This is a genomic window from Microcystis sp. M49636_WE2 (assembly GCF_030065375.1).
GTDB lineage: Bacteria > Cyanobacteriota > Cyanobacteriia > Cyanobacteriales > Microcystaceae > Microcystis > Microcystis aeruginosa_C.
In genome coordinates this window covers 1-2,149 of sequence record NZ_JASJFG010000687.1, presented here as the reverse complement: position 1 = coordinate 2,149, position 2,149 = coordinate 1, and the positions used below count along the sequence as shown (strand labels likewise).

Below are 2,149 nucleotides of genomic sequence, written 5' to 3'. Positions count from 1 at the left end.
TTGGAGTGATCGGGGGTAAAATTCAGGTACTTTTTCCCTGAAAATTAGGTAACTGACTACCTCAAAATCGGTAAAACCCTACACCCTACACCCTACACCCCACACCCTGCCCCCACCAACAAACTTTTTCAGCAGACCCTAACTATTGCCAGCGATCGAATAAATCGGTTAAAACTAGATTAGAAAACAAAAAACCTTCGGGGTCGCTTAATCTTACCCTGGTATCCCCCTCAATTATTACTAGATTACGCTGTTTATGCGGCTCTAAGACCTCTAAAATTGCTTTTTTGATTTCCGGGCCAAAATTAGCTTCAATCGCGGGTAAACTCACCCCTGACCCTAACCTTAACCCTAGCATTAAGGTTTCGAGAAGATCATCAATAAAACTATTTTTCTCCACGTCAATCTGACAGCCTTCTTTTACCCAAGCGAAATAGTCGCGACTTTTGCGCGGACGGGTAAAACGTTGTTGATGAAGATAACTAGCAGCCCCCATACCAAAACCGTAATAGGGACGATTTTCCCAGTAAACTCGATTATGTCGGCATTGATAACCCGGTTTGGCATAGTTAGAAATCTCGTAATGTTGATAACCGGCTAAAGCTAGTTTTTCACCGGCTAAAACATACATTTTCGCCGTAGTTTCATCATCGGGTAAGGGTTTTTTTCCCGGTTGATACTGTTTACCGAAAGGAGTAACCGCTTCTAAGACCAAATCGTAACAGGAAAGATGGGCCGGTTGCAGTTCGATCGCTTTTTCTAGGGAATTTTCCCAATCTGTGAGGGTTTGTTGTGGCAATCCCGAAATCAAATCCAAACTATAGTTAACTATTCCCAATCCCTGAATTAATTCCACTGCCTGATAGATATCCTTAACGGTATGCGATCGACCAGAAACCTGTAATAATGGTTCTTGAAAAGCCTGTACTCCTAAACTAACCCGATTGACTCCCGCGCTAAGATAACCCTGTAATTGTTCTAAACTAAAGGTAGCCGGATCAATCTCCATAGAAATCTCTATATCGGCCGCAAAATCAAACTTTTTGGCTAAAGTATCCAGAATTGATCCTAATAATTCCGCCGGTAACAGGGAAGGAGTCCCCCCCCCAAAAAAAATTGTTTCTAGGGGTTTCCCCGTCCCCTGACTAAGACTAATTTCTTCTTGTAATATTTCCACATACTCCACCACAGGGGGAAAAGTCGCCGGATTGGTGCGATTACCAAGGACAAAAATCGGGAAATCACAGTAAAAACAGCGCCGACGGCAAAAGGGAATATGAATATAAACCGAGGTTACGGGGTGAAAATAGGGCATTATATGAGGAAAAAGGAAAAAAGGGAGTGTGGGGTGTGGGGTGTGGGGTGTGGGGTGTGGGGAGAATAAAGCTGCCTCCTGCCTCCTGCCTCCTACTGTAATTTCGTTTATCTTCGTTAAGATGTATTATGGCTGGGGAGAACATCTCCTAGAATGGAGGCAACTTTCCCGACACAAATTAGGAGAAACCCACAGATATAATAGAAAAGCATCCATACTCATTATTTTTCTATCATCATTCCCCCCTATCCTCTCTGGTATTATCCCCATGCTTGATGCTGTCATAATTTTACTATTCGTCTTCGCTGTTGCCAGTATTGGTTATAGTGGTGTTGACTTGCTGCCGGTTACTGTCCAGTCGCAAATCAGCAATATTGAAGCGTTACGCTGGTTATCGGCGGGTTTTGCCTCAATTATTGGTTTAGCTCTTGGTTTAGTTGCCCAAACTACCTATCGTCGTCTAGAAACCCAAGTAAGGCAAACTCCGATCGAAGTTATTTTAACCCGTTCGGTCGGTCTAGTTATCGGTTTGTTAATTGCTAATCTGATCCTGGCCCCGATTTTCTTCCTACCGATTCCCAGAGAATTCTCGTTTATTAAGCCGATAATCGCCATTTTAGGCAGTATTATGTTTTCCTATCTGGGGGTTAGTTTAGCTGATACCCACGGTCGCACTTTTTTGCGTCTGATTAACCCCAATAGTATGGAATCAATTTTAGTGGCAGAAGGAACCCTGCAAGCGGCCGCCACCAAAGTTGTGGACACCAGTTGTATTATCGATGGTCGTATCGAACAATTGTTAGACACGGGATTTATCGAGGGACAGATACTCAT

The 2,149-nt window shown here is 43.4% G+C and carries 1 protein-coding gene and 1 pseudogene; one reads left to right on the top strand and one right to left on the bottom strand.

From position 1 onward, the window contains the following. Positions 1-142: 142 nt before the first annotated feature. Positions 143-1,315 carry a radical SAM family heme chaperone HemW gene (gene hemW / locus PX484_RS15780; RefSeq protein WP_288104664.1) on the bottom strand — a complete coding sequence of 391 codons (1,173 nt, stop codon included), beginning with the start codon at positions 1,313-1,315 and terminating at the stop codon, positions 143-145. Positions 1,316-1,583: 268 nt separating this feature from the next. Here hemW and PX484_RS15775 point away from each other — a divergent pair. Continuing rightward, positions 1,584-2,149: pseudogene (locus PX484_RS15775) on the top strand (PIN/TRAM domain-containing protein); the annotation flags it as partial.